Source organism: Desulfosediminicola sp. (assembly GCF_048381775.1).
GTDB lineage: Bacteria > Desulfobacterota > Desulfobulbia > Desulfobulbales > Desulfocapsaceae > Desulfopila > Desulfopila ganghwensis.
The window spans coordinates 151,438-177,369 of the sequence record NZ_JBLXGE010000003.1 but is presented as its reverse complement, the minus strand read 5'-3'; the positions used below and the strand labels follow the sequence as shown (position 1 = coordinate 177,369).

Below are 25,932 nucleotides of genomic sequence, written 5' to 3'. Positions count from 1 at the left end.
AGGAAGGTACATTTCTCACTGATGTTATCAGTTTAACCTCTGATCGAGTTTTTGGGATACTGGGGTGAGCGACAGCCCTCCTAACCCTGTACAGCGCAATTCATGAGGGATTGCCCGGCCAACAGCATCCATTGTTTGTACGACATCATCAAAATCAACGACATGGTCAAATCCTGCCAGGGCTATGTTGGCTGCAGAAAGCCCATTGCTGGCCGCAAGTATATTTTTGCCAAGGCATGGAACTTCCACACGGTTGGCAACAGGATCGCAGACCATGCCAAAACTGTTTTGCAGGGCAATGGAGGCAGCGGCGAGGGAGGTATTGTAGTTCCCCCCCATCATTGACACCATTGCTGCAGCGATCATGCCGGAGGAGACGCCGCACTCAGCCTGGCAGCCACAAATTTCGGCAGAGAATGTGCTCTTGGTCGCAACAAGTACTCCTATGGCACCAGCCGCAAGGAGTGCCCTGACTTTTGCATGTCTGTCCAGATTCATAGAGTCTGCAGCAGCTATAACTGTTCCTGGCAGCCCACCGCAGGAGCCGGCAGTGGGTGCAGCGACTATAACTCCGAGTGAACTTTTAACTTCCATTAAAGCTGTAACATACGGTATGACCCGGTTGAGCACTCCGAGATCCAGCAAGGTGCCTGCAGCTTCACATTTGAGATACATGCCTGATTGGTAGCCAAGTATTCTGTCTTCATAATCGGTACCCTGCAAACCGCTTTGAATTGATTTTTCGAGTATTTCGACAATATCAGTCATTTGGGCAAGAACGTCTTCCTGACTGACGTTGCCGCGTTGCGATTCATAATGAAGTGCCAGGTCGGCAAGATCGGTTATTCCATGTTTATCCGCATAACCTGAAAGTTCAAGAGCGCTGGCAAAAGGTACAGACGTTTTCGGGGAGGTGAGAATAGGCAGAACCGGAGAAAGTGGCCTGACCTTTGAGACACAGCTCAAACTGGAAAGTTTTTCGAGGAATACACCGTCAAAAGGTGTTTCCTGTCGGGCAAAGCAGATAGTCTCATCACTGTTATTGCCGGTAATGTGCTCTACATTGGCGTCGTTTAACAATTCCAGCAATTCTGAATCAGCTGAATCGGTCCAGATAACGATAGCGTGGCTATCGCCGTAAAAGGATATCGGCACGTCGTCGATAGCTATTAATTCAATCATCCCTCCACCTAGAGATATCGCCACCATGTGGTGCTGTTCCTTCCCATTTCGAAGGCTGAGGTTGTAAGTGTTGGGATGCGGATCGCCGAAGTTGTCGTTGATATATGTGATGGTCAATCCTGATTTTTGTAACTCTTCTTTATAATTGACAAGGCGAGTATCATCGGCTGTAAAACCTAATAAACCGCCACAGAGCCCCATGTCAGAACCTTGTGAAATGTAAGTAGTTGGTAGAGAGCCGGACAGGTCAAAACGAACAGTCACTTTGTCGAGTTCTCCGCCCATCAGCTCTTTGCCAATTTGGCCAATGCGCACTGCCGCAGCACTGTGTGAACTCGAAGGGCCACGCATAACAGGTCCTATGACATCGTTCAGTATGCTTGGGATATGCATTCTCTGGATACTCCTCATTGCAATTGATGATCAGGAAAATTAATCAGTAATCTATCTATAGTAATCAGGTAATAGAAAATTATTCAACAACCACTGCGTTGGGTAAGTTCCACAGGGTTGAATCCTTATGGAAAGAAGGGCAGGAGCACAACCAGTGCCCCAGTAAGGCGATCTTACTATTTGAAGAAACCAACGCTAAACGAGCATGTAACAGCGGATTAATGGGTATTTATCTGAATATGCTCAGAAAGCTTTTGGGAAAGAAAGCGAATAAAACGGTGATCAAACTTTTCGGCATGGCTTTGTGCAAGTTTTTCAGCCCGAAGAGCGTCTTTGCCTTCAATTGCGTCGATAAGTTCCTGATGTTCAGAAATTTCCTTCTCCTCCAATTCCCACCCTATATATTCCAAGTGCATGTGGTGCATCCGCATTCCTTCGTTTAATAGGCGCTTATAGGCAGTGGTGAAATATGGATTGCAGGACGCCACACTGATGGAAAGATGAAACTCCATGTTGGCTTCAATGGTAGAGGTATCGTTTTGGCCTAAAGTTTCGAGAAAATGCGATTGCGCCTTTTTTATCTCTTCCAGTTGTCCCGTATTTCTCTGAATCGCAGCCAGATAGTGCGTGGTGCGTTGAAGCAGACTCAGGGCATCGAGGTATTTGGGGATAAGGAGCAGATCAAATGGTGCAACCAGAGTTGAACGATTGGGGAGGGTCAAAACCAGACCTTCTCCTGAAAGCCTGATCAAGGCCTCTCGAACAGGTGATCTGGAGGTGTTGTATTTGGATGCAAGTTTCGTCTCGTCCAGCGGTTTGCCGGGCCTTAGAGCTAGAGTGAGTATCTCTCTCCTGAGGTTCTGATAAATTTGAAGACCTCTTTCTCCTCGAACACGTTTTTTTGGCTGATTTCCATTTTGGGGAGCTGATTCTGTCATCACATTTCTGTTCTTTCTGTTCACTCAAGCACACAAAGTGTTTTGAAATCTGTCTGGATCATAGGTTGATTTAACGACTTATAGCTGCAAAAGCGGATCAATGTACAGCATGTCGACACGGTGTCAACACAAAACGGCGGGGAGCACAGGCAGGGATGTTGGCAACAATAATGTTGGGATTTGAAGGTCGATTCTAATAGCAAGTGATTACAGCAAAATTAGTGACTGACTTCAAGTTGAATTCAGTTCAGAAGTCTTGAGTCGAACTGGTAAGATGTTGTTCTTCTGTGATCCGGCAGACCCACAGAAGGTTGTTGTCGGATTTAACAGGAGCAATTTGCAGGGGGTGAGTCGATAAAAATACCAATATTTAGAAAATGGTTACCCAGCATGATGAATTTTTGTATTTTTTTTTTGGGTGAAACATTGCTGAATTATCAAGTAGTTAAAATGGTATACAACAATTGTCGACTACCCAACTTCTTAATAAAACAATGAAAAATCTTGACTGTAGCGATTCAGCAAGTTTAAAGTGCACGTGTCGACATGATGTATCCTGACTACCTCAAAATGTTAGAATGTCAGGGGAAATCGATTAATTGGTACACTTTTTGAAATCTTAGGCGATTTTTTCCATTGTCGGGTGTAGAAATACGTCTTGCGATGGAGGCTGTAATGAGCACTGACAACGCATCGAGATGTTTGAATCTGAATGCTCCGGGGAAATACAGGCACCGACACCAGTTTCCTTTATTAGGCTGGGGAGATGATGATTGAAGCAATTGCTTGTTCGTGGCAATATGTGCGATGTTTAAACTGAGATTTCTGCACTGTATCAATGTTATAGTGGGTAGGTGTGGGTTATGTATTAGACATAATCCGTTTTTATAGAGCAAAACAAAGGAGAGAAGTGAATGAGTTCTAAATTCAAGTCTGTTGTTTGTATCGCCCTGGCAAGTACACTGCTTGCATTTGGTGGTTCAGCTTTCGCTAAGCCGGAGATGGTACTCAAGTTTGCCGGACAGAATGCTTCTGATCATCCAGCCAGTAAGATGATGGAAGATGTTGCGAAAGAGATTGCGGAGAAGACCGACGGCCGCATCGAGGTAAAAGTATACCCTGCTAACCAGCTTGGTGATTACAGCCTGGTATATGAAGAGCAGATTCGTGGCACCATCGATATGTCATGTATCTCTGTTCCTAGCCAGTTCGATCCACGCATGGAACTGATTTACATCAACGGTTTTGTTGGTGACTACGATGACGTGAAGAACGTTCTCGCGCAGGACGGATGGCTCTTCGGTAAAATGAATGAGTTCAACGAGAGACTTGGCGTCAAGCTTCTCGGCTTCTTCGTTGAGGGTATGATTGGTACCGGTACCACCAAGCCTGCAAAAGATCCTTTGAATCCTGCTGCTGACCAGGGCGTTCTCGTTCGTGTGCCTAACATGGATGTTTACAAACTGGCTGCAGAGGCAATGGGTTACAGAACTGTAACCGTGCCGTATTCTGACGTTTACCAGGCGATCCAGACTGGCGTTGTTGATGGCGTTAATGGTTATCCGACCGCAGCTGCTTACACCGCTCTTGGCGATGTAATCAAGCACTGGTATGCAACCAACTATTCCATGGAGATCCTCAATTTCATGATCAGCGGCCAGACCTGGGCGAAGATCAGTGCTGCAGATCAGGCAGTAATTCAGGATATCCTCTCCCGTGCTACCATCAGTAGTATTGAAAACGCTAAGAGCGTTGATGAGCACTACATGAACCTCATGAAAGAGAAAGGCATTGAGGTTGTTACTTACAGCAAGGAAGAGCTCGCTCCAATGATGAAGGCTGTTGCTGAGACTTGGCCAAAGCTTGAGAAAAACATGACCAAGGAACTCATGGACGAATTCAGAACCGAGCTCGCTCCTAAGTAATCCGATAGTTCATCTGCATTTGTTTTTACCAATAAAATGAGGCCCAGAGGCAGAGTACGCTCTCTGGGCCTCATGATGCTTGAGAGGGAGCTAGTTTGTGTCAGATAACAAAATAGAAACTCAATGCACTAACACTTCTGATTGCATAAATCTTTTTAATGCCCCAAGAAATCTTTTTGACCGGATAGCTATTGGTTCATTCTCCGCTATTTGCTTCGCGGCCACTGCAGCTCTGACCTTGATTATTTGTGCCGCGACCTTTTTTCGCTATGTCGTGCAAGGTGACCTGTACGGATATGAGGAATGGGTTAAAATTCTGGCTTTCTGGCTCTATTTTCTCGGTGCAGCCATCGGCGCCTATAATCGCACTCACGTTTCAGCAGATCTTGTAAATGCGTACCTGTCATACGGAACATTTAAAAACTCACTGATATTCCTGAGGAACTCGATAACTGTCGGCGTTTGCCTTCTTTTTGTCTGGTACGGCTGGGAATTCTTCATGTTTGGTTACGCTGGTCCGCTCGGCACTGGAATTGCTATTCCTAAAACCACCGTATGGAGGATACCTTTCTGGGTTGGCTATCTTTCCGTCTTCCTGGGGCTTGCTTTTATGGCTTACTACTTCATGAGAGATCTTATTCAAAGCGCCCGTGCACTTTTCAGGAGGGCAAGATAAATGATTTTTATAGCCCTGATAATCCTCGTATTTTGTCTGATTATTGGTGTACCTGTGCCAGTAAGCTTTATGGCCTCTGCGGCCTGGTTGATTTTCTTCGGCGGTCCAGGTGGAGAAGGGTATGCCGCCTCGCAGCTGCTACCCTACGGTTATGCTCAGATGAATTCCGTTTCACTCCTTGCTATCGCTCTTTTTATCGCCGCAGGCGGCATTATGGAACGAGGCAAGATTGGTGAGAAACTCATTGATTTTGTCGATGTTTTTGTAGGTCACCTAAAGGGTGGACTGGGAATAGTAGCTACAATCTCCTGTGCAATTGTTGGCTCAATCTGTGGCGCTGCATGTGCGACCCTTTCCTGTGTCGGCTCCATCATGATTCCGCGTTTTGAGGCAGAAGGATACCCGAGAGGTCTTGTTGCCGCTCTGTTGGCCAACGCCTCCCTCCTGGGTTTACTCATACCGCCGAACGCTACCCTTATTATCTTTGCCTGGATCAGTGGCCAATCTGTTCTGGCCTGTTTCCTGGCAACAGTAATTCCTGGATTTATTACTATCATTCTGATCTGTTCAGCGAATCGCTGGTTGCTGCGAAAAAATACTGAAGTATTGGCTGCAGCTAAAACAGACAGAACTACCGCAGACAAAGTTCGACTTTTCCAAACCAGAGGAAAGCAGGCATTGCCGGCACTCATGCTGCCGTTTATCGTGCTCGGCGGTATTTACGGCGGTATTATGACGACCACCGAGGCGTCGGCGATGGCAGTTCTCTACGCAATCCCAGTCGGTATGTTTGTCTATAAAGGGCTTACACTGAAAGGTACCTATAAGATTATCGTAGAAACCGCAGTGACCACAGGCGTTATTATGGTAATGCTCTATTCTGTTGCCATGCTGAGCCGGTTGTATATCCTTGAAGATTTGCCGGGTGTATTGCTTGGGGTGTTTTATGCTGTTTCAAGTGATCCGTTGATGATTATGTTCATGATTAATATCTTTCTGGTAATCATGGGCATGTTGATGGATGACATCAGTGTTGTTGTACTTACAACTCCTATTCTGATGCCAATCATTATTGAGTTGGGCTTTAACCCCATTCACTATGCTGCGATTGTCGGTGTTAATACCGGTCTCGGTTGCATTACTCCACCTGCGGCACCAGTTCTTTATCTCTCTGGACGATTAGGTGGTGCACCAATCGACGAGATGATGAGACCATGCTTATGGTTTATTGTATTGTGTTGGGTCCCGGTACTTTTCGTAACGGTATTTTTCCCTAAAATCTCTCTGTTCCTGCCCCATTTCATCATGGGCGTACCGTGGTAGTATTACGTATGAATTTTTATAGGAATCTCTTTGCAATACTGTGCTTTGCCTTTTTCCTGGCAGCCATTACCACCGGAGCACCCTGGGCGTATCTGGTTGCTATGTTGTTTGCAATTTTGTCACGCACTGCAGAGAAAAGAGGATGGCCTGACCCGTTTTAAGGTGTTGCATCAGATCCTCTGATCAAAATATTTCCGCACCAGACAGTCCTCATTTGTAAATAATCTTCTCTCTGCTAAAACCAGGGAGGAGATTATTTGCTTTCGTACAAAACAAGTTTTCCCTTATCTTATCCGGCATAAGTTCTGAGCTGCCGTAGAGTTTAGCTCTGATTTAACAGTTACCTGTCGGCAATGGAGCAACAAAGGAATTGGATTGATATAGAAGTGGTCCATGAATGCATATTTTCTGAAAAAGTAGTTTAGTCACCCTTCAATTTAAAAAATTTAACTAGGTTTAATCATGCAAGGTAATACCATACGCTATTTTTCGGGCAAAGATATCAGGCAAATCCTGAGTATGGAAAAGTGTATTGAGGCAATGAAGATCGCCTTCAGTGCACTCAGCAGCGATCAGGCGGTTGTGCCGGTTCGCTCAAGGCTGGAACTTGAGGCTGATAACGGCAATGCGCTATTTATGCCATCCTACATGCCGGGTTTGCATAGAGTTGGCCTGAAAACAGTCACGAATCACAAAGAAAACAGCACTAAAGGCTTACCTATTGTTCATGCCATGATGATGCTATTTGATTCAAGCAATGGTGAGCCACTGGCAATTATGGATGGAGAAGCTTTAACCGCTTTGAGAACCGGTGCCGGTTCTGGATTGGCGACCAGTTATCTTGCACGAAAAGATGCTAAAGTGGTGTCTATATTTGGCCCCGGGGCCCAGGGAGAAGCTCAGCTTGAGGCTGTATGCGCTGTTAGGTCGATAGAGCAAGCATATGTGTTTGGCAGGAATCAAAAAAAGTCTGAGGACTTTGCCAGGAAAATGGCAGAAACGCTTAACATCAGTGTGGTGGTTGCGGATTCGATGGAATATCTTGAAGCCTCTGACATTGTTTGCACCGCTACACCGTCTTCAACGCCTCTTTTTGATGATAAGCATATCAGGCCTGGAACCCATATCAATGCAGTTGGTGCGTATAAAACTGATATGATCGAAATCCCCCCTGAAACCGTTGCCAGGGCAACGGTGGTCGTGGATCAAAGAGCCGCGTGTCTTGCCGAGGCTGGCGACATTGTTCAACCAATTATGTCGGGACTTATCGCTGAGAGCCACATTCATGCCGAACTCGGTCAACTCGCAAATGGAACACTTCCAGCTCGACAAAGTGAGCAGGAGATAACATTTTTCAAATCTGTAGGGGTAGCGGTTCAAGATCTGGTAGCCGCTGACCTCCTTTTGAAAAGCGCCCTGGAAACCGGTGAGGGGCTTGAATTGAACCTGTAGTATACGTTTTCAGGAAGCTCGGTTGATGTTCATGAAAGGGTTGCTTCTTAAGAAGTAACCCTTTCTTGTTTCTCCGAACAGATAACAGGAAGCTGTGTGGATCGACCAGTCATAAACGATTAGAAAATGAGGTAATTCATATGGGCTGAATTACCTCATTTTGAAGCTCCAAAAGGTATTCATGGCTCAAAATTGCCAGAGAAGTAGCATTACGCTGGTGTTTGGTATCGCGAAATGATGCTCTATAATGAAGAGTGAGTGCTGCTCCATCAAAACCCTATTTGCTTGAAAATACGGTCTCGATACAGTGCGGTCGACCCGGACTCATGCTTGGAATATGCCTTGACTCTGGCTATGGGGAAGCTGGTGATTGTTAGATTTGGTGATAGAAAGAAGACTATGTCTGAGCAATAGTGAAAAATATATTGACATTATACAAACCTATAGCGTACTTATTCTGCACGCAGAGATTGTATACAAATGAAGTGTGCTATTGAAAAAAGATGCTGTGTTTAATATTGTCACACTGTTTTGCTAAGTAACTCTGTCCCCCACCGGCAGTTATCCGGTGAATGTCACGTATGCATTGTTCCGGTAACCAGAGATGTTGCCGGGCTGCCCCAGGTCGCGGCTGTTTGCCGTTCTGTCAATTCAATTCAACTGGTAGAAAGTTATGATCAACAAGCTTATTTCTCAAATTTTGCCGTTTATGCCCAAAAAGTTGGTGTGGTTGTTCTCTAAGGAATACATTGCTGGTGAGACAATTGAAGAGGCGATAGTAAATGCCAAGAAACTCAATGATATGGGGATATTGACAACCATAGACGTTCTAGGTGAGTTTATTACTACCCTTGAAGAGGCTGAGGCGAACAAGCAGGAATATCTTGAAGTGATCGAAAAAGCCGAGGCCGCTGGCGTTGACGGCAACTACTCACTTAAACCTACTTTCTTTGGTCTGCTTATTGACCAGGAAGTTGCATATCAGCATATCCGTGAAGTTGTCGCCAAAGCAGCAGAATATGACAACTTCGTTCGCATTGACATGGAAGATTCTCCTTGTACCGACATGTCTATAGCATTGCTTCGCAGGATTAAAGCCGAGTTCCCCAAAAATGTAGGTCTTGTTTTTCAGTCGTATCTTAAGCGGACCCATGATGACATCGCGAGCCTTAAGGATCTCAACAGCGAGGAAATCCCGCTCAATTTCCGAATTTGTAAAGGAATTTATAACGAGCCTGCAGAAATTGCGTATAAGCAGTATGAGAACATCAACAAGCACTTCCTTGAGGATGTTGAGTACATGATGCAGAACAAAATGTATCCTGCGATTGCAACCCATGATAAGCCCCTTGTTGAAGGTTCTCTTGAGCTCATTAAAAAGTACAATGTTCCAAAAGACATGTATGAATTCCAAATGCTCTACGGCGTTACCCCTGCACTGCGTAAGTCAATTGTCGATGGGGGGCATAAAATGAGAGTTTATGTACCGTTCGGCAAGCAGTGGTTTGGATACTGTACCAGACGCCTGAAAGAGAACCCGGCAATGGCCGGCGTAATTATCAAGGCGCTGTTTAAGAAAGGATAATAGCAGGAATTAGATAAAATCACGGCCTGGCCCATGGTCAGGCCGTGCAAATGATTATATTCAAAAGACAAAGAGGTGGAGCAGGGCACTAAAATACTGAAAAGAAAGGGGTGTAATGATGAATCTGTTGAATAACGCCATAATACGAACCCCCACGCCTGTAAACGAACCAATTTATAATTACGCTCCAGGTACAAATGAAAGAACCCTCCTGAAAAAAGCTCTTGAGCGGATGGGCAAGGAGACAATCGATATTCCTGTGATCATTAACGGACAGGAATACAGAACTGGCCAGACCGGTCAGGTGGTTATGCCCCATGATTACAAAAAGGTCATGGCTACCTATCACAAAGCAGGGTCAGATGAGGTGCAAGCCGCCATCGACGCTGCCGTAAAGGCACATAAAGACTGGCGTAGACTGCGCTGGGAAGAACGATGTGCGATATTCCTCAAAGCGGCAGATCTGCTTGCTTCCAAGTATCGGTATGAAATAAATGCCGGTTCTATGCTTTCCGCAGGAAAAACAGTTTTTCAGGCAGAAATAGATGCAGCCTGCGAGCTCATAGATTTTCTTCGGTTCAACGTCTATTTTGCTGAAAAAATATATGCAACTCAGCCTGATTCCTCGCCAGGTGTCTGGAATTTTGTCCAGCACAGACCTCTTGAAGGATTTGTTTTTGCCGTAACCCCATTCAACTTTACAGCAATAGCCGCGAATCTGCCGACAGCGCCAGCGATTATGGGGAACACCGTTGTCTGGAAACCTGCCTCTTCATTGGTATATACACCGTATCTGTTCATGAAAATTCTGGAAGAGGCTGGAATGCCGCCGGGGGTCATAAATTTCGTGCCTGGCAGCGGTTCAGCTGTTGGGGAGATTTGTCTCAACGACCCGAATCTGGCAGGTGTTCATTTCACAGGTTCAACGGCAGTATTTCAGAAAATGTGGAAAACCATCGGCAACAATATTGCCAACTACAAATCATACCCTCGCATTGTTGGTGAGACTGGTGGTAAGGATTTCATCTTTGCACACTCCTCTGCCGATGCCTCAGAACTTGTTACCGCTATGGTACGAGGTGCGTTTGAATATCAGGGCCAAAAGTGCTCCGCAGCGAGTAGGGCCTACATTCCTGCAAGTTTGTGGAGTGAAGTCAAACCTCTGTTACTCACGGAGATCGAATCGATCAAGATGGGACCGACTACAGATTTAAGCAATTTTCTCAGCGCAGTAATTGATAGAAATGCTTTTGAAACCATCAGGGACTATATTGCTTATGCCAGAGAAAGCACTGGTGGAGAGATTCTTATTGGCGGTGGCTGTGACGACAGTGTCGGTTATTTTATTGAACCTACTGTGATTATTGCAAGCGACCCTCAATACAAGACAATGGTGGAGGAGATCTTTGGCCCGGTTTTAACTGTCTTTGTCTACCAGGATGAGGAATTTGAAAAAACACTTGAGATTTGCGATTCTTCTACAATGTACGGCCTAACCGGGGCAATTTTCTCAAGAGACAGGTTAGCGACAAGTTTTGCTCTTGAGAAACTTGAGAATGCAGCCGGCAATTTTTACATCAACGACAAGCCCACAGGCGCTGTGGTTGGTCAGCAGCCATTTGGTGGAGGCAGGGCATCAGGTACCAATGACAAGGCCGGGGCAATGACCAACCTTCTTCGATGGGTTTCACCCAGAACTGTAAAAGAGACCTTTGTACCGCCGGTACAATACAGGTACCCCTATATGGACTGATTCCTTTTGTTTTTATAGTGTAATCTGCACACCTCCTGGGAAATGGGAAATGGAGGTGCTTTCCGCTCAGCCCTGCATCCCTGACAATTCCTCTTTTCAGTGAGATGAGTGTGGCCAAAATAGAGTGGTTGGCCTTCATTTTCAAAGCAGACCAGGGCATGTTCCAAGGCATCTGTCATACCCCTCACTGCCGTCTTGATGAGCGTGACTGCTGGAACAGGGTTGGCGAGTTGCTCGATTTCTTCAATTTACGTGAGCATGAGTAAGCGCCGCGTCAGGTTCACTGTCGTATGGTAATACAGCACTGGGTTGAGATGGCATAAGCCATGGCCGCTGAGACAGGCGTACGTATTCCTGATGAGCCTGGAGTGATGGTTCTGCAGGTTAAATACAACGGCAGGGATGCGTTGACACTCGCTGATCCGGGACAGGTACTCAAGGCTGGTAAAATTGTAATCTCATAAAGCGCTGCGGGGCTTCTCGCCTAAGCGAAAATACAGGAAGTGTTCTTGGAAATGTAAATATGGGGGCCATAGAGTTTTCTTTATTGTTTTCAAAACAGTAGTATACTATCGGTTCAGCTGGTCTATAAAACCTGCCGCAAGGAGCGACGTATTTACCCCTTGTGGCAGGTTTGTTGTTCCGGCAGTAATTTCTCACGAAAATTGAGTTACGGGTGCATGAAAAATTCAAACATTCATGGGGAATTACGGAATACCAGAGGGGAATGGGCGTGAGTACAATCAGGAAACAGAATGACTCTGAGTTTTTTAACCAGGAAAGAAAAATATGACCAGACAAGGCAGGGCGTATTGTTATGCATTGGTAACAGTGGGATTATGGTCCACTATCGCCACTGCCTGTAAACTATCGCTCAACTATATCAAGCCGGCAGAGCTGGTATTCTTCAGTTCTATTGTTTCATGCCTGGTATTGCTAATGGTACTTATCATACAGAAAAAGTTGCCCTTGCTTGCGACTATGAAGTGGTCGGATTGGTTTCTGTCAGCCAAACTGGGGATGCTCAACCCATTACTTTACTATCTTGTGTTATTCAAAGCGTATGATCTGCTGCCGGCTCAACAAGCCCAGCCTTTGAATTATACCTGGGCTATCACGCTTTCCATACTCTCTGTGCCGCTTCTGGGGCATAAGCTTTCCAGAGGGCAGTTGTTGGCAATCACCATCAGCTATTTTGGGGTATTGGTAATCTCGACTAATGGCAATCTGTTCTCGTTTTCCATGGAAAGTCCATTTGGCATCTTCCTGGCGTTGCTTTCGACAATTTTCTGGGCCCTCTATTGGATCGGTAACACCAGAGATTCACGTGACCCTGTCGTTGGGCTGCTTATGAATTTCATTTGCGCAGTGCCGATGATAGCGTTGTATTTATTGGTTACTCAAGGAATGAGCATACCTGACATGAGAGGATTGGCAGGGGCGGTTTATATAGGTGTATTTGAGATGGGAGTGGCATTTCTACTCTGGTTGACAGCAATGAAATTAACTGAAAATACAGCCAGAATAGCTAATCTCATCTTTGTTTCACCATTTCTCTCTCTGATATTTATCTACTTTATCCTTGGCGAAAAAATCATGATATCCACCTTGGTCGGATTGTTTTTTATTGTTGCCGGACTTATCATTCAAACCAGGGCAAAAAATTGAGTCGAAAAGAGTCGTAAACAGGAAAAACTAAGCCGAGCAATTTACATGGGATTAAATGAAGAAGGCCACGCCCCAAAAAAATGGGACGTGGCCTGAACTGGTTGTGAAGCGAATGGTTGGTGACTATTTTTGGTCAGACTTCAAAACGGCAAGGAATGCGTTTTGTGGAATATCGACATTACCAACTGTCTTCATTCGCTTTTTACCCGCCTTCTGTTTTTCCAGCAGTTTTCTCTTTCGAGAGATATCACCACCGTAACATTTAGCGGTAACGTCTTTCCTCAAAGCTGCGATGGTTGTTCTAGCAATAACTGTTCCGCCTATCGCTGCCTGGATAGCGATCTTGAACATCTGGCGGGGAATCTCCTCTTTCAACATTTCACAGGCGTGCAGTCCGCGAGCTCTGGAGTTATCGCGATGCACCAGCTGTGAGAGGGCATCAACACGTTCCCCGTTGACCAGAATATCAAGTTTAACCAGGTCAGAAGCGCGGTAGTCGAGGATTTCGTAATCGAAAGAGCCGTAACCTTGGGTAATGGACTTCAATCGATCGTAAAAGTCATAGATAACCTCAGCCAGTGGGATCTCACAGGTGAACTCTATCCTGCCGGGTGTAGGATAGTGGTACTGGGTGTTTTCACCTCTACGCTCCATGCAAAGTGTCATCACTGCGCCCATGTAGCGTTCGGGCATCAGGATAGTCGCCTTGATGTATGGTTCCTCGGTACGGTCGATATTGGCCGGGTCCGGGTAATAGGCGGGGTTATCCACCTCAACCATGGAGCCATCTTTCAGATAGCAACTGTATCGTACGGATGGGACAGTGAGGATGAGGGAAACATCGAATTCGCGTTCAAGACGCTCCTGGACTACTTCAAGGTGAAGCAGACCCAGAAAACCACACCTGAAGCCGAAACCGAGGGCCGCAGAAGAGTCCTTTTGAAAGGTGAGAGCCGCATCATTGAGCTGCAGCTTTTCAAGTGCTGCTGCAAGATCTTCATACTCATCGGTGGAAATAGGATAGATAGAGGAAAAAACTACCTGCTGAATTTCCTTGAATCCTGGCAGCGGTTTACTGGCAGGATTGTCGGCGAGAGTGATGGTGTCACCAGGTTTGGCATCCTGAACGCTCTTGATTCCGGCGATAATATAGCCGACCATACCAGCAGAGAGTTGTTTTTCTTTGTTGCGCTGTACCTGGTATGTGCCAACTTCCTCTACACGATACTCTGTGTTTGTGGACATGAACTTGATGGTGTCCCCGCTTTTAAGGGTACCATTGATAATGCGGACGGAAATGATAGTACCACGGAAAGCGTCATAGTTCGCATCGAATATCAGAGCCTGAAGTGCAGCGGTGGGGTCCCCTTCAGGGGCAGGCAGACTTGTAACGATGGTCTCAAGGATTTCTTCCACACCCTGACCATTTTTGGCGGAGCAGTAACGGATAAGATCACTGTCGAGACCAAGGTCTTCTTCAATTTGCAAGGCAACTTTCTCGGGTTCCGCGGAGGGCAGATCGATTTTATTGATGACAGGAATTATCTCAAGATCGTTTTCCATTGCCAGGTAGAGATTGGCAAGGGTCTGAGCTTCAACGCCTTGTGCAGCATCTACCAGCAGGAGGGCACCTTCGCAGGACGTGAGAGCACGGGATACCTCATAGCTGAAATCAACGTGGCCTGGGGTATCTACGAGATTGAGGGAATAATCCTGGCCGTCTTTGGCTCTATAAGGGAGGCACACAGTCTGGCTTTTGATGGTAATGCCTCGTTCACGCTCAATATCCATGTTGTCGAGGAGCTGGTTTTTGAACTCTCTGTCGGAAATGAGATTGCACATCTGAATCATGCGGTCAGCAAGAGTCGATTTGCCATGGTCTATGTGAGCAATGATACTAAAGTTTCTTATATTTTTCATCGCGTGTAATTGGTAAAATTACAGTCAAAAGAGTATACTGTAGGTTGGATAAATGCAGCGGGACGGTTGTTTTTAGCACAAAAACAATAAATATAAAACACAATTCTCCTTTAAGTAGAGAACGGCTTTTGCATGATTGATATTAGCATATATAACCGTTTCACACAGCGTTTTGCACATAATGATTGCACTTTCACCTATGCAAGGTAAAATTGTAATCTTTTTCTGTGATTCATCGCTTAACAACAGTCTGGAGACTGATTCATATGAGTAAAAATCACGTTGATTTGGAAGTTGAGTTCGAAGAAGAAATCCCAGTTATTGATCACCAAAAGGCACATCAACTTGTCTCAATTTCAGATGATGACAACTTACCAGCTTTAAGCAATCCAGCCCTTCACAGGTATCTGCAGGAGATTAGTCAGTACGAATTGCTCAGCAGAGAAGAAACCGACGAACTGGCTATCCGATTCAAAGAGCATGGAGATCAAGAGGCAGCATACCGGCTGGTTTCTTCTAATTTGCGTCTGGTTGTCAAAGTTGCAATGGATTTTCAGAAATACTGGATGCAAAATTTCATGGATCTGATCCAGGAAGGAAATGTTGGTCTGGTACAAGCTACGAAAAAGTTCGATCCATATCGGGGGGTAAAGTTTTCTTACTATGCCGCCTACTGGATTCGTGCCTATGTCCTGAAGTTTATAATGGATAACTGGCGCCTGGTTAAGATTGGCACTACCCAGGCCCAGAGAAAACTGTTTTTCAGTCTTAACAAAGAGAGAAAACTTCTGGAATCTCAAGGCTTTCAGGCTGAACCTAAACTGCTTGCCGAGCGACTCAACGTGAAGGAACGTGAAGTTATCGAGATGAGTCAGCGGATGGATAACTGGGATGTTTCTCTCGAAAGCCCCCTTCGTTCTGACTCTGATGACGAGCAGAAAAGCTTCATTCCAAGCAAGGGACCTAATATTGAGTCAACCGTTGCCGGCAAGGAAATTAAGCTAAAACTCACAGAACTGCTCGATGTGCTCAAGGATAAGCTGAACGACAAAGAGAAAATGATTCTTGAGGAAAGGTTGCTTACCGATGAACCGATGACTTTGCAGAATATCGCAGATCGCTTTGCCATATCGCGTGAAAGGGTGCGACAAATAGAAGTAAATCTGTTAAAGAAAATGAAAAAATATCTTGAAGCAGAGATGCCGGATATAGTCGATTTCTTTGATGGAGAGAAGATAGTCATCAATTCCAGGGATTAAAGGCTTGACGTGGTTTTTCTACCGAACAGCCCATTTAAAAAACCATTACTGTTCTATAACTAACAACGCTATGAAAGTACCCTTACTTGATTTGCAGGCGCAATTTGCTGACCTTGAAGATGAACTTACCAGTGCGGTAACCCAGGTCCTTCGCTCTACTTGGTATATCAATGGCCCTGAGGTTGTCGGGTTGGAAAAAGAGGTGGCTGAATATTGTGGTGCAAACCACGGCATCGGTGTCTCCAGTGGAACCGATGCGCTTCTTGTTGCACTTATGGCACTTGATATCAAAGAGGGTGACGAGGTATTAACTACCCCGTATTCATTCTTTGCGACCATGGGAGTTATCCTTCGACTTGGTGCCCGTCCTGTTTTTGCCGATATAGACCCTGTCAGCTACAACATAGACCCGCAGAAAATGCGCCAGGCATTAGAAGCTGATAAAGATAAGAAAATTAAGGCGATCATCCCGGTTCATCTGTATGGCCAGTGTGCGGATATGGCCGAAATTCTGAAAATTGCTGCCGAGTACAAGCTGCCGGTCATTGAGGACGCAGCTCAGGCCATTGGTGCTGAATATCCGTTTGTTGACGGAGACGAGGTGAAATGGCAAAGGGCAGGATCAATGGGGGCAGCTGGGTGTTTTTCCTTTTTTCCAAGCAAGAATCTTGGTGGAATAGGGGACGGTGGCATGGTCACCTGTCAGGATGAAGAGCTTGCGAAAAAAATTGAATTACTTCGAAATCATGGAGCACATCCTAAATATTACCATTCCATGGTAGGCGGCAACTTCAGGCTCGATGCCATACAGGCGGCTGCTCTGAGGGTTAAGCTTCGCTATCTGGATTCCTGGCATAAAGGCAGAAAGGCAAATGGAGAGTTATACAACCGCCTTTTTGCTGAATCCGGCCTGATTGAGAGCGGTAAGGTGGTTCCTCCTGCTGCAGTTTATAAGGGGGTTGCTGGTGAGGAAAATTCCGCAAGCCATATCTATAATCAGTATATCATCAGAGTCACTGACAGGGATGGTCTGAGAGACTGGTTATTAAAAAATGAAATTGGTTGCGAAATTTATTATCCGGTGCCAATGCACAAGCAGGAATGTCTTGGCTCTGATGCTGATAACTGGTCTATGCCCGAAGCTGAAAAGGCTGCAGCAGAGACCCTTGCCCTGCCGGTTTACCCGGAGCTGACAGACGAAATGCAGACATATGTTGTAGAAAACATAAAAAAATACTATCAATAGAGCAATGCTATTGTCCCCGGCAGGTCGTTACGGCCTGTCGGGATGAATTCTACAACCCTCCCCGCCTGAAAGGGCTACATCATGGTATCAAAAAAGCCGGATGCGTTCCCGCTTCATATAGTATTTTTGCCAATCCTCGCTTTTTTGCTGATACTTCCTTCCGCCAATCTCCACTCTGCAATAGCTCCTGAACGCGAAATTATTCCCATAGATGCGCCTGATGTTCCGACCTGGAAAAAGCATTGGGATAGAGGTCGGGAACTTGCCCGACTTGGGAAATATCAAGACTCTGCCGCATATTATAAAGAGCTGGTTTTGCTCAAGCCGCAAATTGAAGAGGCGAAGTGGGAATACTGTAAAATTCTGTTTCGCCTGGACGAATATAAAAAGATTTCGCCTTTAGTTGAAGGATTGATAGAAAACAATCCTTATAATATTGAATACATAAAGCTCGCAGGCAAGGTTGCCCTGGAACTTGGTGAATACAAGAAGGCTGTACAATACCTTGGCCAGGCTTATTCCCTCACGCCTGAAGGAGAAGAAGGGGCCCGGTTACTACAGGACTTTGCAGAAGCGCTCGAGGGTCGGGGGAAGCTGGAAGAGGCATTTGTGCTCTACGAACAGCTTCGACAGCGTAAAAACAAAGATTTTTCTTTACTGCACGATCTTGCCCGGAAGAGTAAAGCACTTGCCAAGCGCGAAAAGGCGCTGGACTATTATTCACTGCTCGCTGATGAGTCAAAAGACAATGTTGCTGTTCTGGCCGAGGCTGCGGATATCTTCGTCGAGTATGGAGAAAACCAAAGAGCCTATCCGCTCTGGAAATCTATAGTCCGGTTAAAACCTGAAGCCTTAGCTTATCATCAAAAACTGGCAGACTATTATCTGAGCAGTGCAAATGGCAGGGAAGCGCTGCCACATCTTCTTGCCCTCATTGATAATGATAAAAACTTCGATCCGGAATTATTACTGATAACAGCGCGTATCTATGCACGGGAAGGTGATCGTGTAGATCAATCTCTTCGATATTTTGAACGATATTTGAAAGTTTTTCCCCAAAACAGTCAAGCGAAACGAGAATTAGAAGAGGTACGTGAAAAAATCGCCGACGCTCTTCTTGCTATAGTTGAAAATAACGGCGCACGTCTATTGTGGAACGATCTGGACAAGATTACCGATGACAGGATGGCTCTATTCAAGATAATGGCCAATCGTCTGGAGTTAGAAGAGAAAACTACAGAGTTAATCGAAGTTCTGGAGGTTATCGATGAAAATAGCCTTCACAACGAAGATGTTAAATTTAAACTCTCAAATCTCTATGCTGGAAGAGGTGACGAGCAACTTGCCTACGAATACCTGACAACCATTAGCGGTCAATTGTCGGCCAGCATGGAATTTTGTTTGGCAAAAGCAAAACTCGAAGAAAATATAGGGCTTGATGTTGAGGCTCTCGAGTCGTATCTCTGCGCCCTCGATTGGGATAAGGATAATCTTTCAATTCTCAAAAATACTATTGAGATTGCAGGTGATATTGGCAGGCTTGATACCCTAAAGGCGTTGGGTGATGCTCTCACCAGCAGGCCCATTGTCAGCGATGAACTCGAAGTGTATCTGGCCTACGCTAAAGGCCTTAGACTGAATGGGCAATACAGTGTTGCTGAAAGTCTGTATGCAAAGATGCTCAATGCCCAGTGGAACGAACCAGATGCTCGGAATAAAATTACTCTCAGTAAGGCAAGAACATTTCGTGACATGGGGAAATTGTTTGATTCACAGAGAGTACTCAGGGAAATAATCGCTGAAGACCTTTATAACCAGGATGCCATAATTCAACTTATAAAAAGTGTTGCTGAAAATGATTCCTTAAACGATGGGTGGTCACTTTTCTGGTTTTACGTATCAGGTATTGATGAAAAAAACTGGCGTGAACCATCGGAGTCAGATCTTGTAGAGGTTTTTTTGACCTACATCTATCTGCTAGAAAGAGAGGGGAGTTATAATCTGGCCATTAGTGATCTTACACATTATCTCGAAGAGTTTCCCCCCAAAGCGCAGGACCGCGATTCACCATCCAGCTATAGAAACTGCGAGTTGAAACTCTGCGATCTCTATCTTGTCATTGATAAAAACGCAGAATGCAGGTCAATACTGCGGGAATACCCTGAAAACACATTGCACGATCCCGATGTATGGGTGTCTCAGCAGTATCTTGAGGGAGAAGGGCGTTTCGTTCCAGAAGAACTGTATACAGAAAACGGAGATCTCAAAGAGCCAAATAGTGGGCTTCGAGGGCTGTTCTCAGCTGCGGTGAAGGCTGTTGGAAATGGTGAAAATCATGCCGCCGTGAAAATAACCGAGTTCATATTGCAGATTGAGCCTGAATCTAGAAGAGCCAGGATTCAGTTGGCCAGAGCACTGTCAAATATTGGGCGCCTCAATGATGCCGCAGAAGAATTTCGTGACCTCAACGAGCGGGGCGGTGACTCAGGGGTCTTTATGACTGAGTATCTTTTGCTTGAATTTCGCAGGGGGAATTACGATTCTATTCTGGGGGAATTGGCTGAAAAAGATTTTGAGACTTTGCCTGTAGAGCAAAAACTGCTTTTAGCCCGGACTCTCTGGGCCCTGGGTGAGCTGAAAAGCTCCTTGGTTACGTACAGAGAACTGCTGACTCCAAACGTGAGTAGCCAGTTCAAACAAAGGCTTGCTGAAAAAGATCTCCACCTAGACTGGGAGGAGGGGGGCGAGGCTATGTTCTGGTCGTTATTCACCCATGAGGGCCCGGGGCAACTTGATAAATTGAATACACTCAGAGCGGAAGATGGTTTTTTATCAATTACCGGGACCCCCCTGGGAGAGATAGTTGCCGAATTGTATGATAGCTATCGTTGGGAAAAGTTAATTAAGAACGAGTATCAGATCAGGGAAGCTGTCGAAGATAAAAACTATGTTATTGCTGAACGGCAGAACCGGGCCCGGCTGAAAGAAGAGCAATCAGTAGAAGGCCTCAAGGATCTGGCCAAAGTATACGAACGGCTGGGGAATTATACCAAAGAGGCTGAAGTTTATGCGTATCTCCAGGCTCGCGGAGAAACCTTGCCGGAGCTTCAGGAATTGATGGAGCGGAACAGATTAGCAAGGGCGCCGACTCTTTCCGGTGAGGCAATGTACAGCGAGCGGAGTGGTAGAGACGGAGCTGTCGATATCGAGAAATATTACTATGGTGCGAATTTTAAATATCTGGCAGGACTAAGAAAAGAGTTTCAATTCGAATACGGAGAATTGAAATACCAACCTGAATCTGGTGGAAGTTCAATCGATGGTAGGGAGTTTGGAGGAAAAGCCCGGTTTGAATTGAGCAAAAATACTTCTTTACGGCTGGAAGGTGGTTTTCATCTGCTGGAATCTGACCCAGACAGTATGGGTATTTATGCCATCAAATTCGACCATGAGTTTGACCCGGTATTAAAGGGTTATCTGCAATTTCGCAAAGATGTTGTCGATGACACTGTAGAGGCGCTGAATCAGGGAATTTACCGTAGCTCTCTGATAGGAGGCCTGGTAATCGATGGGGCTTCCGGAGTAAGCATTGGTAGTGAGTTCCAGCATAAGTGGTTCAAAGGGGGCAATGATCAGGACGGAATGCAGTTTTGGTCTTCATATACGTTCTTCAGTGACTATACTTCCCTTAGTGTGAAATACAGTTACGATTTATTGAAAAGTAGTGAGTCCAATTTTATTGTTTCAGATACCGATACAGCAGATGGAAGTTTTGATACAGGGTCCGGCGCCGATAATTTCAACGATTTACCATACTGGAGCCCCGGGAGCTATTGGCAACATGAGCTGTCGTTCTCCTTCAGGCATCTGTTAAAAGATTTTGATACCTTTCAGAACACCCCAAGTTTCTATTTACTAGATTTTGCAATTGGTTATGAAGCAGATGGAAATGTGAGATATACTGGTGCCTTTGATATTTTTCTTGAAATGAATGAGCATTTCTTATTAAAAGGAGAGGTGCTTTATTCACGGAGTGACAACTACAATGAGAAAACGGCGGCGATGTCTTTGATGTATCGCTGGTAAAATTAAGTATTTCTAAAGAAATATCAATGTTTCCTGCCCAGTGGAGAAAATGATTCTGGCAGGAATTTTTTTTTATGGAGAAAGAAGATGGTACAACGTATTCCAATGTCAAAAGCTGGTAACCAGCGTTTGAGAGATGAGCTGAGCAGGCTGGAAAAAGTAGATAGACTTGAGGTTGTAAAGTCTATTGAGGTTGCCAGGGAGCATGGAGATCTGAAGGAGAATGCTGAGTATCACGCAGCAAAAGAACGTCAGGGACACATCGAAGGGCGTATAATGGAACTCAAGGATAAACTCTCCCGAGCGGAAGTGATCGATTGCTCCAAAGTTTCAACTTCAAGAGCTGTTTTCGGTACAGTTGTGTCTCTGCTTGATCTCGATACTGACGAGGAAGTTACCTATCAGCTACTTGGCCCTGAAGAGTCAGATGTGAAAAAGGGGTCTATATCGGTACTCTCACCACTTGGCCGTTCCATTCTTGGTAAAGAGATTGGGGACGAGGTCTTGGTGAACACCCCTGGTGGGAGTAGAGAATTTGAGGTTATGGATATTCAGTCTTCAGATTTTTCCTGAAAAACAGGACAGAGTTTTTTACTGTCAGATGAACACCGGGCTATTTCACATCAAACATTTTCAGCTCGAACCGGCTGTAACAGACCGTTTAGAAAGAGGTGAAGCACCTGGCTAGCGGTTTCATCTACCGTATAATGGGTTTCAAGTGAGATATTCCATATCCTTGAAATTTCATCCAGAGCACCAAAAAATGCCCTTTTGGCAAGATCTGGTTGTATTTTATCATTGAAGATGCCTGCTTTCTGCCCTTCACGGATGATGTGACCAATAATATCAGTGTATTGGGTGAAGGTTGTGTTGCGGTAGTCCTTTACTGTCTTGTTTGTCTGGCGGAGTTCTACCTGTATCACTTCAGCAAGGTTTTTATTTTTTTTCATGGCCTTGAGGTGATTGGTGGCGAAGAGCTCCAACATTTTTTGGGGATCATTTTCTTTGGCGAGAATTTTTTCAGCCTGGGCAATGAGCTTACCTATTTCCCCCTCAAAAACAGAAATAAGAATGTCGTATTTATTGTTGAAGTAGAGGTATATAGTACCATCAGCAACCTTGGCTTCTTTGGCAATATCGGATATTCTGGCGTTGAAAAAGCCCTTTTTGGCAAAAACTTTAGTTGCCGCTGTAATTATCCTTGCATGTTTATTGACTGCTTTCATACTTTTCGGAAGCTTTGATTTTCAAAAATCGCAAATTGAAGCAATTTTATAATGAATGGCTGTTCATTTTTTATATTTGCTGACACACCGTTTGTCAATGCGCAAACTACATATATTTTTGCCAAAAAAATGTTGGGTTCGCATCGAGTTACAGAGTTTATAGAATTTCTCATTCAATTATACATGGAGTCACTAACATGAAAGTACTTGTCATCGGTTCAGGTGGAAGAGAGCATGCACTGGCCTGGAAAATTAACCAGAGCAGCAAGGTTGAAAAGATCTTCTGTGCACCTGGTAATGCAGGTATTGCCGAAATCGCTGAATGTGTTGAGATAGGTGCTACTGAGGTTGATAAGCTGCTGAAATTCGCCTTGGACCAGAAAATTGACTTGACTGTTGTTGGTCCTGAAGCAGCATTGGTCGAGGGAGTTGTAGATAGTTTTGAAGAAAATGGGTTGAGGGTTTTTGGACCGAACAAAGCGGCTTCGATTCTGGAAGGAAGTAAAGTCTTTACCAAGGAGTTTCTGGCCAAATACAATATTCCGACAGCACCATTTGGTGTTTTTACCGAGAGTGATGAAGCAAAGGCTTACATCGACAAATGTGGAGCACCAATAGTTGTAAAAGCAGATGGACTTGCAGCAGGGAAGGGTGTTATCGTCGCTGCCACAGTGGATGAAGCGAAGGAGGCCGTCGACCTTATTATGCAGGATCGAGCTTTTGGATCTGCGGGGAACACTGTTGTGGTTGAAGCATGTCTGATTGGTGAGGAAGCTTCGTTTATTGCCTTCACTGATGGGAAAACGGTGTTACCGTTGCCCACCTCTCAGGACCATAAAGCGATCTATGAAGGAGACAAGGGGCCAAATACAGGCGGCATGGGTGCCTATTCGCCAGCACCTGTGGTAACACAGGAGATAAGTGATTATGTAATGGAAAACGTCATGATCCCTACTGTCAAAGGTCTCGCTGCGGAAGGTCGTCCCTATAAGGGAATGCTGTATGCAGGCCTCATGATTGATGGCGACAAGGTCGATGTACTCGAATTTAACTGTCGTTTTGGTGATCCCGAAGCACAGCCGTTGCTCATGAGGATTCAGTCTGACATTGTCGATGTGTTCGAGGCTGCAATAGATGGTAAATTACATGAGATTGATCTGAAAGTAGACCCAAGGCCTACTGTCTGTGTAGTACTGGCCTCTGGTGGATACCCGGGAAGCTATACAAAGGGTTATCCTATAACAGGCCTTGAAGAGGCCCGTCAAATACCGGGGGTGGTTGTCTTTCATGCCGGGACTGCAGAAGCATCCGGTAAAGTTGTTTCAAATGGAGGCAGGGTTCTTGGTGTTACGGCTATAGGTGACACGCTGGGAGATGCTCTTGACTCGTGTTACAGAGCAGTTGATTGTATCAGCTGGCAGGAAAGTTATTTTCGTAGAGATATTGGAGCAAAAGCAATGAAAAGAACAGAAGGTGATGCAGCGGTGGTTGTTGGAATTCTCATGGGGAGTGATTCCGATTATCCTGTGATGAAGGCCGCAGGAGATTTATTAAAGCAGTTTGGTATCGGCTTTGAGATGACCGTGGCATCAGCACACAGAACTCCCGAAAAAGCTGCAACATACGCAAAAACTGCTAAAGAACGTGGTCTCAAAGTTATCATCTGTGGTGCCGGCATGGCTGCACACCTGGCCGGTGTTATCTCATCTCATACAGATCTCCCTGTAATTGGAATACCATTGGATGCCTCTCCTTTAAATGGTATGGATGCTCTGTTGGCAACAGTTCAGATGCCTCCTGGAATCCCGGTTGCCACCATGGGGATCGGTAAAGCTGGTGCCAAAAACGGTGCTGTCTTTGCAGCGAAAATGCTCGCTTTGAGTGATGAGGCCATTGCAGCCAAGCTGGTTGAATTTAAGGAAAATATGGTCAAAGAAGTAGAAGAAAAGGCCAAAAAGCTTGAATCACTCTAATAAACAGTCTGTTATCAGCCCGTCGAATGATGACATTCGGCGGGCTGTTGAAGCCATAAGGATGGGAGGCGTGGTAGCAGTCCCAACTGAAACCTATTATGGACTTGCCGTTAATCCGGATAACGATCAGGCCATAGAACGTCTCTACCTGGTAAAACAGAGACCGAAAAATAAACCTATCCTGCTGCTTGTCTCAAATGTTCAACAGGTGGCGAAGTATGCTCAGACTATTCCCAAGCAATACGAAAGTCTGATAGAACACTACTGGCCTGGACCACTAACTCTTGTTTTTCCTGCCAGGCCGAGCGTCTCTCATCTTCTTACAGGCGGTACCGGAACCATCGGTATCAGGCTGACTCCCAATAGAACAGTTTGCCGCATAATAGATCTGTTCAAAAACCCCATCACTGCTACCAGTGCGAATCCATCAAGGCATGAGCCGGCACGGTCTGCCAAACAGGTTCATGAGGCGTTCGGTGACAAGCTTGCGTACGTCGTAGACGGGGGGCCGGCTGATGAAGGCTTGGGGTCTACAGTAGTCAATGTGATTGATGGTATCTTGTGCATTGAGAGAGTTGGGCGAATTCGGTTGCCGGGTCTGCCATTGAGATCCACATTACGATAAAAATTCACATTGCCTTTTGCCGTTACTGTTTGTCCAGATAGTATTCCGTGTTATCCTTTAGATGAAATGCCAAAACGTACAACATATGGAACGTATTGCCGGTGGGCTGCCAGCAGAAAAAAGGTCTGAGCTGCAAAACGGGATTTATAAATGAATATACTGGGCTGGAACAGGGAATTTGCACTTGAGCAGACTGCCGGCGATATTGATTTGCTGCAGGAACTTTTAGATCTTTTTAAAATTAGCTTTGAGAATGACGTTGCCAAAATGGAGGCGGGTATCAACTGTGGCAATGCGCTTCAGGTAACAAATGCCGCACATTCCATCAAAGGGGCCGCAGCAACTCTGGGGATAGAAGGGGTTACCATGCTCGCTAAGCAAATTGAGCAAGATGCCAGATCCGGCAGGGTTGAGCTGGCAAAGGAACTCCTGCCAAAACTGCAACAGATGCAGCAGGAACTGAAGGAGCTGTAACGATTGGCAGTCATGTTACCTGTGTAGTTTTACCTAAAATATCAAGCTCCTGATCCGCTAAAGCACATCGGATTTGTCGCTTTTTCCAGGTAGAGCAGATCATTTTTTAACCCAACGCCACGACCGCTTACCTCAAACTCGTTACTGCCAAACGCTTGCTGCAGATTACTACTCGCTGTCTCTGAAGACTTCATTGAGCACACAGCAAACACGAGAATTATCATGGTT

General features: G+C 45.4%; 20 protein-coding genes. 16 read left to right on the top strand and 4 right to left on the bottom strand.

What is annotated here, in order from left to right; all coding sequences use genetic code 11:
• Nucleotides 1-27: 27 nt before the first annotated feature.
• Both ACN5NT_RS06240 and ACN5NT_RS06235 read right to left on the bottom strand, forming a co-directional pair.
• Complete coding sequence (locus ACN5NT_RS06240) at nucleotides 28-1,575, bottom strand: L-serine ammonia-lyase, iron-sulfur-dependent, subunit alpha (protein WP_419174852.1); 1,548 nt, start codon at nucleotides 1,573-1,575, stop codon at nucleotides 28-30.
• Nucleotides 1,576-1,793: 218 nt separating this feature from the next.
• Nucleotides 1,794-2,513, bottom strand: coding sequence for a GntR family transcriptional regulator (locus tag ACN5NT_RS06235; protein WP_419174851.1), 720 nt, complete (start codon nucleotides 2,511-2,513; stop codon nucleotides 1,794-1,796).
• Between the two features lie 914 nt (nucleotides 2,514-3,427).
• Between ACN5NT_RS06235 and dctP the strand changes: the two genes are divergently transcribed.
• The 9 genes from dctP (at nucleotide 3,428) to ACN5NT_RS06190 (ending at nucleotide 12,895) form a co-directional block, all read left to right on the top strand.
• Nucleotides 3,428-4,438: a TRAP transporter substrate-binding protein DctP gene (dctP, locus tag ACN5NT_RS06230; protein ID WP_136796665.1), complete on the top strand. Its 1,011-nt coding sequence runs from the start codon at nucleotides 3,428-3,430 to the stop codon at nucleotides 4,436-4,438.
• 97 nt (nucleotides 4,439-4,535) lie between these two features.
• Nucleotides 4,536-5,114 (top strand): TRAP transporter small permease, encoded by a 579-nt coding sequence (locus ACN5NT_RS06225; protein WP_419174850.1) that lies wholly within the window; start codon nucleotides 4,536-4,538, stop codon nucleotides 5,112-5,114.
• Nucleotides 5,115-6,437, top strand: a complete 1,323-nt coding sequence (locus tag ACN5NT_RS06220) for a TRAP transporter large permease (protein WP_136796667.1) — start codon at nucleotides 5,115-5,117, stop codon at nucleotides 6,435-6,437.
• A 462-nt stretch (nucleotides 6,438-6,899) separates the two neighbouring features.
• Nucleotides 6,900-7,889 (top strand): ornithine cyclodeaminase family protein, encoded by a 990-nt coding sequence (locus ACN5NT_RS06215; protein WP_419174849.1) that lies wholly within the window; start codon nucleotides 6,900-6,902, stop codon nucleotides 7,887-7,889.
• A 673-nt stretch (nucleotides 7,890-8,562) separates the two neighbouring features.
• Complete coding sequence (locus ACN5NT_RS06210; protein ID WP_136796669.1) at nucleotides 8,563-9,474, top strand: proline dehydrogenase family protein; 912 nt, start codon at nucleotides 8,563-8,565, stop codon at nucleotides 9,472-9,474.
• A 118-nt stretch (nucleotides 9,475-9,592) separates the two neighbouring features.
• Nucleotides 9,593-11,227: an L-glutamate gamma-semialdehyde dehydrogenase gene (gene pruA / locus ACN5NT_RS06205; protein WP_419175033.1), complete on the top strand. Its 1,635-nt coding sequence runs from the start codon at nucleotides 9,593-9,595 to the stop codon at nucleotides 11,225-11,227.
• A 110-nt stretch (nucleotides 11,228-11,337) separates the two neighbouring features.
• On the top strand, nucleotides 11,338-11,493 hold the full coding sequence (locus ACN5NT_RS06200) for a hypothetical protein (RefSeq protein ID WP_419174848.1): 156 nt from the start codon (nucleotides 11,338-11,340) through the stop codon (nucleotides 11,491-11,493).
• A 60-nt stretch (nucleotides 11,494-11,553) separates the two neighbouring features.
• On the top strand, nucleotides 11,554-11,691 hold the full coding sequence (locus ACN5NT_RS06195; protein WP_419174847.1) for a hypothetical protein: 138 nt from the start codon (nucleotides 11,554-11,556) through the stop codon (nucleotides 11,689-11,691).
• Nucleotides 11,692-12,016: 325 nt separating this feature from the next.
• Nucleotides 12,017-12,895 (top strand): DMT family transporter, encoded by an 879-nt coding sequence (locus ACN5NT_RS06190; protein ID WP_419174846.1) that lies wholly within the window; start codon nucleotides 12,017-12,019, stop codon nucleotides 12,893-12,895.
• Nucleotides 12,896-13,018: 123 nt separating this feature from the next.
• Here the strand turns inward: ACN5NT_RS06190 and lepA are convergent, their stop codons facing one another.
• Nucleotides 13,019-14,815, bottom strand: coding sequence for a translation elongation factor 4 (gene lepA / locus ACN5NT_RS06185; protein ID WP_419174845.1), 1,797 nt, complete (start codon nucleotides 14,813-14,815; stop codon nucleotides 13,019-13,021).
• A gap of 266 nt (nucleotides 14,816-15,081) precedes the next feature.
• Here lepA and ACN5NT_RS06180 point away from each other — a divergent pair, with 266 nt between their 5' ends.
• From ACN5NT_RS06180 to greA, 4 genes are all read left to right on the top strand, one after another.
• On the top strand, nucleotides 15,082-16,074 hold the full coding sequence (locus tag ACN5NT_RS06180; RefSeq protein ID WP_136796673.1) for a sigma-70 family RNA polymerase sigma factor: 993 nt from the start codon (nucleotides 15,082-15,084) through the stop codon (nucleotides 16,072-16,074).
• 70 nt (nucleotides 16,075-16,144) lie between these two features.
• Entirely contained in the window at nucleotides 16,145-17,320 is a 1,176-nt protein-coding gene (locus tag ACN5NT_RS06175) for a DegT/DnrJ/EryC1/StrS family aminotransferase (RefSeq protein WP_419174844.1), read from the top strand.
• An 81-nt stretch (nucleotides 17,321-17,401) separates the two neighbouring features.
• On the top strand, nucleotides 17,402-21,406 hold the full coding sequence (locus ACN5NT_RS06170; protein ID WP_419174843.1) for a hypothetical protein: 4,005 nt from the start codon (nucleotides 17,402-17,404) through the stop codon (nucleotides 21,404-21,406).
• Nucleotides 21,407-21,493: 87 nt separating this feature from the next.
• On the top strand, nucleotides 21,494-21,979 hold the full coding sequence (greA, locus tag ACN5NT_RS06165; protein WP_136796676.1) for a transcription elongation factor GreA: 486 nt from the start codon (nucleotides 21,494-21,496) through the stop codon (nucleotides 21,977-21,979).
• Nucleotides 21,980-22,029: 50 nt separating this feature from the next.
• Here greA and ACN5NT_RS06160 read toward each other — a convergent pair whose 3' ends face one another.
• Nucleotides 22,030-22,632: a TetR/AcrR family transcriptional regulator gene (locus ACN5NT_RS06160; protein WP_419174842.1), complete on the bottom strand. Its 603-nt coding sequence runs from the start codon at nucleotides 22,630-22,632 to the stop codon at nucleotides 22,030-22,032.
• A gap of 197 nt (nucleotides 22,633-22,829) precedes the next feature.
• Here ACN5NT_RS06160 and purD point away from each other — a divergent pair, with 197 nt between their 5' ends.
• From purD to ACN5NT_RS06145, 3 genes are all read left to right on the top strand, one after another.
• Entirely contained in the window at nucleotides 22,830-24,605 is a 1,776-nt protein-coding gene (gene purD, locus ACN5NT_RS06155; RefSeq protein ID WP_419174841.1) for a phosphoribosylamine--glycine ligase, read from the top strand.
• Entirely contained in the window at nucleotides 24,592-25,230 is a 639-nt protein-coding gene (locus ACN5NT_RS06150) for an L-threonylcarbamoyladenylate synthase (RefSeq protein ID WP_136796679.1), read from the top strand. The genes purD and ACN5NT_RS06150 overlap by 14 nt, the downstream gene beginning before the upstream one ends.
• Nucleotides 25,231-25,380: 150 nt before the next feature.
• The gene (locus tag ACN5NT_RS06145) at nucleotides 25,381-25,704 is read left to right on the top strand and encodes an Hpt domain-containing protein (protein WP_136796680.1); all 324 of its coding nucleotides are present in this window, start codon (nucleotides 25,381-25,383) and stop codon (nucleotides 25,702-25,704) included.
• Nucleotides 25,705-25,932 lie beyond the last annotated feature (228 nt).

Excerpts from the sequence above, each read along its gene's own strand:
- ACN5NT_RS06240 (WP_419174852.1), bottom strand. The coding sequence starts at position 1,575 with ATGCATATCCCAAGCATACTGAACGATGTCATAGGACCTGTTATGCGT.
- ACN5NT_RS06235 (WP_419174851.1), bottom strand. The coding sequence starts at position 2,513 with ATGACAGAATCAGCTCCCCAAAATGGAAATCAGCCAAAAAAACGTGTT.
- dctP (WP_136796665.1), top strand. The coding sequence starts at position 3,428 with ATGAGTTCTAAATTCAAGTCTGTTGTTTGTATCGCCCTGGCAAGTACA.
- ACN5NT_RS06220 (WP_136796667.1), top strand. The coding sequence starts at position 5,115 with ATGATTTTTATAGCCCTGATAATCCTCGTATTTTGTCTGATTATTGGT.
- ACN5NT_RS06215 (WP_419174849.1), top strand. The coding sequence starts at position 6,900 with ATGCAAGGTAATACCATACGCTATTTTTCGGGCAAAGATATCAGGCAA.
- ACN5NT_RS06210 (WP_136796669.1), top strand. The coding sequence starts at position 8,563 with ATGATCAACAAGCTTATTTCTCAAATTTTGCCGTTTATGCCCAAAAAG.
- pruA (WP_419175033.1), top strand. The coding sequence starts at position 9,593 with ATGAATCTGTTGAATAACGCCATAATACGAACCCCCACGCCTGTAAAC.
- ACN5NT_RS06195 (WP_419174847.1), top strand. The coding sequence starts at position 11,554 with ATGGCCGCTGAGACAGGCGTACGTATTCCTGATGAGCCTGGAGTGATG.
- ACN5NT_RS06190 (WP_419174846.1), top strand. The coding sequence starts at position 12,017 with ATGACCAGACAAGGCAGGGCGTATTGTTATGCATTGGTAACAGTGGGA.
- lepA (WP_419174845.1), bottom strand. The coding sequence starts at position 14,815 with ATGAAAAATATAAGAAACTTTAGTATCATTGCTCACATAGACCATGGC.
- ACN5NT_RS06180 (WP_136796673.1), top strand. The coding sequence starts at position 15,082 with ATGAGTAAAAATCACGTTGATTTGGAAGTTGAGTTCGAAGAAGAAATC.
- ACN5NT_RS06175 (WP_419174844.1), top strand. The coding sequence starts at position 16,145 with ATGAAAGTACCCTTACTTGATTTGCAGGCGCAATTTGCTGACCTTGAA.
- ACN5NT_RS06170 (WP_419174843.1), top strand. The coding sequence starts at position 17,402 with ATGGTATCAAAAAAGCCGGATGCGTTCCCGCTTCATATAGTATTTTTG.
- greA (WP_136796676.1), top strand. The coding sequence starts at position 21,494 with ATGGTACAACGTATTCCAATGTCAAAAGCTGGTAACCAGCGTTTGAGA.
- ACN5NT_RS06160 (WP_419174842.1), bottom strand. The coding sequence starts at position 22,632 with ATGAAAGCAGTCAATAAACATGCAAGGATAATTACAGCGGCAACTAAA.
- purD (WP_419174841.1), top strand. The coding sequence starts at position 22,830 with ATGAAAGTACTTGTCATCGGTTCAGGTGGAAGAGAGCATGCACTGGCC.
- ACN5NT_RS06145 (WP_136796680.1), top strand. The coding sequence starts at position 25,381 with ATGAATATACTGGGCTGGAACAGGGAATTTGCACTTGAGCAGACTGCC.